Annotated in this window: 5 protein-coding genes and 1 pseudogene; 1 reads left to right on the top strand and 5 read right to left on the bottom strand. The window is 72.4% G+C overall.

What is annotated here, in order from left to right; translation table 11 throughout:
* Positions 1 to 122: 122 nt before the first annotated feature.
* Positions 123 to 1,088, bottom strand: a complete 966-nt coding sequence (locus ACLF5H_RS37235; RefSeq protein ID WP_421680402.1) for an alpha/beta hydrolase — start codon at positions 1,086 to 1,088, stop codon at positions 123 to 125.
* Positions 1,089 to 1,265: 177 nt separating this feature from the next.
* On the opposite strand from ACLF5H_RS37235, the gene ACLF5H_RS37230 reads away from it, so the two are divergent.
* The gene (locus ACLF5H_RS37230) at positions 1,266 to 1,745 is read left to right on the top strand and encodes a MarR family winged helix-turn-helix transcriptional regulator (RefSeq protein ID WP_421680401.1); all 480 of its coding nucleotides are present in this window, start codon (positions 1,266 to 1,268) and stop codon (positions 1,743 to 1,745) included.
* Between the two features lie 110 nt (positions 1,746 to 1,855).
* Here ACLF5H_RS37230 and moeZ read toward each other — a convergent pair whose 3' ends face one another.
* The 4 genes and pseudogenes from moeZ to ACLF5H_RS37210 form a co-directional block, all read right to left on the bottom strand.
* Positions 1,856 to 3,034, bottom strand: coding sequence for an adenylyltransferase/sulfurtransferase MoeZ (gene moeZ / locus ACLF5H_RS37225; protein ID WP_421680400.1), 1,179 nt, complete (start codon positions 3,032 to 3,034; stop codon positions 1,856 to 1,858).
* Positions 3,035 to 3,097: 63 nt separating this feature from the next.
* Entirely contained in the window at positions 3,098 to 3,877 is a 780-nt protein-coding gene (locus tag ACLF5H_RS37220) for a phage tail protein (RefSeq protein WP_421680403.1), read from the bottom strand.
* A gap of 38 nt (positions 3,878 to 3,915) precedes the next feature.
* Positions 3,916 to 4,875, bottom strand: a complete 960-nt coding sequence (locus ACLF5H_RS37215) for an NAD-dependent epimerase/dehydratase family protein (RefSeq protein WP_421680399.1) — start codon at positions 4,873 to 4,875, stop codon at positions 3,916 to 3,918.
* 112 nt (positions 4,876 to 4,987) lie between these two features.
* A pseudogene (locus ACLF5H_RS37210) lies at positions 4,988 to 5,514 on the bottom strand (hypothetical protein); the annotation flags it as partial.

Below are 5,514 nucleotides of genomic sequence, written 5' to 3'. Positions count from 1 at the left end.
AACCCCCCCCTTTTCCAATGGGACGATCCAGGGGGGGGTTTTGTTTTGTGGTGGAGCAGCACCAAGACCGGCTGGGGGGGGGAACCCCTTCCGTCCCTTACGCCGGCCACGGCCCCGCCGGGTCACACCGTGCCGAGCGCGGCGCGCAGCACGGCGACGGCCTGGGCGATGGCGGCCCCGGCGGCGTGGGTTTCGCGCAGCGCGTCGAGCATCACGAAGTCGTGGATGATGCCCTGGTAGCGCACGGCGGTCACCGGCACCCCGGCGGCCCGGAGCCGGGCGGCGTACGCCTCGCCCTCGTCCCGCAGCACATCGGCCTCACCGGTGATGACCAGCGCCGGGGGCAGTCCGGTGAGCTGCTCGGTGGTGGCGCGCAGCGGCGACGCGGTGATCTCGGCGCGCTGCTTCTCGTCGGTCGTGTACTGGTCCCAGAACCACCGCATGGCGTCGCGGCGCAGGAAGTAGCCCTCGGCGAACTCGTGGTACGACGGGGTGTCGAAGGACGCGTCGGTGACCGGGTAGAACAGCACCTGCTGGACCAGCGGGACGTCGCCGCGCTCCTTGGCCATCAGGGTGAGCGCGGCCGACATGTTGCCGCCGACGGAGTCACCGGCGACCGCGATCCGGGTGGCGTCCAGGCGGTGCGCCGCGCCCTCGCGGACGACCCACTGGGCGACGGCGTAGTTCTGCTCGATGGCGACCGGGTAGCGGGCCTCGGGCGAGAGGTCGTACTCGGGGAAGACGACGGCCGCGCGGGCGCCGACGGCCAGTTCGCGGACCAGGCGGTCATGGGTGTGGGCGTTGCCGAACACCCAGCCGGCGCCGTGGATGTAGACGATCACCGGGAGGGTGCCGGTGGCTCCGGCCGGGCGGACGATCCGGGCGCGGACGGAACCGGTGGGCCCGCCCTGCACATTCACCCACTCCTCGTCGACGGCCGGCTTCTCGATCTCCCCGGACTGCACCTCGTCGACGGCCTTGCGGCCCTCGACCGGACCGAGGTCGAAGAGGTACGGCGGGTTCGCGGTGGCCTCGGCGAAGGCGGCGGCGGCCGGCTCGAGGACCGGACGGGCGGCGGTCTCGGACATGAGGAACTCCTCGGTGTCGTGCCGGTGGTCGGATCGACCGTCCGGCGGGTACGACAAGAAAGGTACCGCTCGATTTAGTTGTGCACAACTAGGTTGTGCACGATCTAATCGCGAGCGCTGGACCGCTGGTAAAATCGGACTTTTCACGCACTCGCATCGAGAGAGGGAGGACCAGCCATGGACCAGGCCGCGCATCCCGAGCCGCATCCCGAGCCGGGAGCCCCCGCACCGGGCTCGCTCCTGCTCCAGGACCAGCTGTGCTTCGCCCTGTACGCGGCCTCGCGCGCGGTCACCGCGCGCTACCGGCCCCTGCTGGACGAGCTGGGTCTGACCTATCCGCAGTACCTGGTGATGCTGGCCCTCTGGGAGCGGGACGGACTCTCCGTGCGCGAGCTGGGCGGGGCGCTCCAGCTGGAGTCCAGCACCCTCTCCCCGCTGCTCAAACGGCTGGAGTCGGCCGGTCTCGTGCGCCGCGAGCGCCGCGCCGACGACGAGCGCTCCGTCACCGTCCGCCTCACCGGACCCGGCACCGCACTGCGGGAGAGGGCCCGCTCGGTCCCCCTCGCCATCGGCGACGCCATGGGCCTCACCCCCGAACAGGACGCCATGGCCAAGCAGCTGCTCCGGCTGCTCACGACGAACGTGGCGGACGGATGAGAGGCAGAAGGATGAGGGGACGAAGGATGGGGGACGAAGAGGGACGAAGAAGCCCGTGGCCCTGAACTTGCGTTCAGGGCCACGGGCTTCTCGACGGAGGCGGGGGTCGGTCAGTAGACCGGCTTGTGCGGCTCGATCTGGTTGACCCAGCCGATGACACCGCCGCCGACATGGACGGCGTCGGAGAAGCCCGCGGACTTCAGGACCGCGAGGACTTCCGCACTGCGGACACCCGTCTTGCAGTGCAGGACGATCCGCTTGTCCTGGGGCAGCGACTCCAGGGCGGTGCCCATGAGGAACTCGTTCTTCGGGATCAGCGTGGCGCCCGGGATGGAGACGATCTCGTACTCGTTCGGCTCGCGGACGTCGATGATCTCGATGTTCTCGCCGTCGTCGATCCACTCCTTGAGCTGCTTGGGAGTGATCGTCGAACCGGCGGCCGCCTCCTGGGCCTCCTCGGAGACGACGCCGCAGAAGGCCTCGTAGTCGATCAGCTCGGTGACGGTCGGGTTCTCGCCGCAGACCGCGCAGTTCGGGTCCTTGCGGATCTTGACCTGGCGGTACTGCATCTCCAGGGCGTCGTAGATCATCAGCCGGCCGACCAGCGGGTCGCCGATGCCCGCGAGCAGCTTGATGGCCTCGTTGACCTGGATGGAGCCGATCGACGCGCACAGCACGCCGAGCACGCCGCCCTCGGCGCAGGAGGGGACCATGCCCGGGGGCGGGGGCTCCGGGTAGAGGCAGCGGTAGCAGGGGCCGTGCTCGGACCAGAAGACCGAGGCCTGGCCGTCGAAGCGGTAGATCGAACCCCAGATGTACGGCTTGTTCAGCAGCACACAGGCGTCGTTGACCAGGTACCGGGTGGCGAAGTTGTCCGTGCCGTCCACGATCAGGTCGTACTGGCTGAAGATGTCCATCACGTTCTCGGCTTCGAGCCGCTCCTCGTGAAGGATCACGTTCACATAAGGGTTGATGCCCTTGACGGTGTCACGCGCGGACTCGGCCTTGGAGCGGCCGATGTCGGACTGGCTGTGGATGATCTGGCGCTGCAGGTTCGACTCGTCGACCTCGTCGAACTCCACGATGCCGAGCGTGCCCACACCCGCCGCGGCCAGGTACATCAGCGCGGGCGAGCCCAGGCCGCCGGCGCCCACGCACAGCACCTTGGCGTTCTTCAGCCGCTTCTGCCCGTCCATGCCCACATCGGGGATGATCAGGTGGCGGGAGTACCTGCGGACCTCGTCTACGGTGAGCTCGGAAGCCGGCTCGACCAGGGGTGGCAGCGACACGGGGACTCCGTTGGTCGGTCAATCACTACGTTTGTTCTTGTGGTAACACTGCCACGCCCTTCTTCATTCCGAGACACCTGTTTCGAGGCGCGAGACAATGTCGTCCCAGTAGCCGGGCATCGCCTCCCAGGGGTCCCCGGAACCACGGCCTCCGGTGCGGTCCGTGAAGTAGATCGTGGCCGCGCCCTGCCAGCGGGCGACGCGCAGCGCCTCCTCCAGATGCCCGCGCGGCACGCTGTGCACGAAGTGGCAGAACCGCTCGGGCGGATGCTCGGCCGTCCACTCCGCGACCTGCGACCAGCGGTAGTCGGACCAGGAGCCCGAGAAGGTCACCAGCTGGTCGGCGTGCTCCGCGTAGCCCGGGTGCGGGTGGGTGCCGTGGCCCAGGACGAGATGGGCGGTGCCGGTGATCGCCCGCAGGTCACCGAGCACCCGGCGGACACCGTCGAGTTCGCCGCGGCCGACGGGGCAGCGGTCGAGGAGGAAGCCGTCGACCCGGTACCAGTCGAGGTAGCGGTGGGCGTCGCGGAGCAGGTCGGCGCGGGCGCGGACGCCCTGCGCGAGGTCGAGGCGGCCGAGGACGCGCGTCTCCGCGTCATGCAGCGCCTCCGCCGCCGTCAGGCAGTGCGGGTCGGGACGGGCGCCGGGGCCGCCGGCCACATCGAGCGCCACCCAGTCCAGCGGGGTGCCGGGGCGGGCGAGCACGGCCCACTGGGCGGGGGCGACGAGGGGGTGGGCGAAGCCGGGGACGCCGAGGGCGGTGCGTACGGCGGTGCCCGGGGCTCCCCCGGACGCGCCGGTGGTGCCCCTGAAGGTGCCGGACGCGCCGGTGGTGTCCCCGATGGTGCCGGACGCGCCGGGGGCGCCGCCGGTGGTGCCGGTCAGATGCGGCACGCGGCCTCCATCCAGATGTCGGCCAGGGACTCTTCGAGGTTGATGCGCGGCCGCCAGCCGAGCCGGTCCCGGGCGGTGCGTACATCGGCCTGCTGCCAGCTGCCGCAGCCGTCCGGGTAGGGGAAGGCGGCCGGGGACGTGTGCTCCGCCTCGGCCCGGGGGTGCCCGAGGCCGCCGCGCAACGCGCCGGGCGGGGCGTCGAGTTCGTGCAGCGCGCCGCCGTACCCGGCCACGCGGGCGAGGGTCCCGGCGGCGTCCCGCAGCCGTACGGCACGGCCCGAGCCGATGTTGATCACGCCCTGTGCGGCGGAGAGCGAGGCGGCGTGCACGGCGCGGGCGACATCGCGTACGTCCACGAAGTCGCGCTGCACACCGAGTCCGGCGAGCTTCAGCTCTCCGTCGCCCGACTGCATCGCGCGGCGCATCGCCTCGGCGAGCCGGCCGAGCGGGGAGCCGGCCGGGGTGCCGGGTCCGCAGGGCGAGAAGACCCGCAGCACCACGGCGTCCAGGCCGGAACCGAGGACGAGTTCGGTGGCGGCGAGCTTGCTGACGCCGTAGGGGCCGCCGGGCCGCGGTACGGCGTCCTCGGCCGTGGACGAGCCGGGCTGGCTGGGCCCGTACTCCGCGCCGCAGCCGATCTGCACCAGTCGCGCGCCGCAGCCGCTGCGCCGCAGCGCCTCGCACACGGTGGCCACGGCGACGGTGTTGTGCCGGGTCAGCTCCCGGGCGCCGCCGCGGGTGGCGCCCGCGCAGTTGATGACGACCCCGGGGTGCACCGCCCCCAGGAACCGGGTGAGCGCGCCGGGGCTGCCGGTGGCGAGGTCGAACCGGACGTCCGCGTCGTCGCCCCGCCCGAGCGCGGTGAGCTGTACGGCGGGGTCGGCGAGCAGCCGCTCGGCGACGAACCGGCCGAGGTAACCATTGGCGCCGATCAGCAGGACCCTCATCGGACGGCTCCCTGGGCGAGGGGTTCGGGGGCTCCCTGGTGGGAGGTGGACATCTGGCGGTCTCCTTCAACGGGGTGGTGCTGTTGGTTCAGGGGGCGGCGCGAGCCGGCTCTCACTCGGGGGCTCCGGTGGGTGCGTGGGCAGCGGCCCGGGTGAGGGTGCGACCGGCGTGCAGCAGCAGGGCCAGGGCGGCGGTGCCGCAGGCGAGGGCCGGTACGGCGGGCTCGCCCAGGGCGTCCGTGAGCGTCCGGACGGGCAGCGCGAGCAGATGGCAGTGGGGCAGCCGCCCGGCGAGGGGCAGCGCGAGGGCCACCCCTTCGGTGACCGCGGCGGCGCCGAGGACGAGGGCGGGGGCGCGCCGGTGCCGGTGCGCGATGAGCAGGCGGGCGAGCAGGAGCAGGGCGCCGAGGGTGAGCGCCTGCGGGTGGGCCGCGGGTTCGCCGAGGACCTTTCCGCACGCCAGGAGGAGCGCGGCCAGCGCGCCGAGGAACAGGGCGAAGATGCCGAGCAGCAGGGGGCGCGCGGCGGCCGTGAAGTCTCCGAGGCCCCGGCTGCCGACGAGTTGGCGCCGGGCGCCCGCGGCGAGGAGGTGCGCGCACCAGGCCGCCGGCGCGAGGGCCAGGACGAGGGCGAGCGCGG

The sequence above is a fragment of the Streptomyces sp. LaBMicrA B280 genome (assembly GCF_049222185.1).
GTDB classification, from domain to species: domain Bacteria; phylum Actinomycetota; class Actinomycetes; order Streptomycetales; family Streptomycetaceae; genus Streptomyces; species Streptomyces murinus.
The sequence above is the reverse complement of the archived record's forward strand: the minus strand, read 5'-3'. Positions and strand labels throughout refer to the sequence as shown.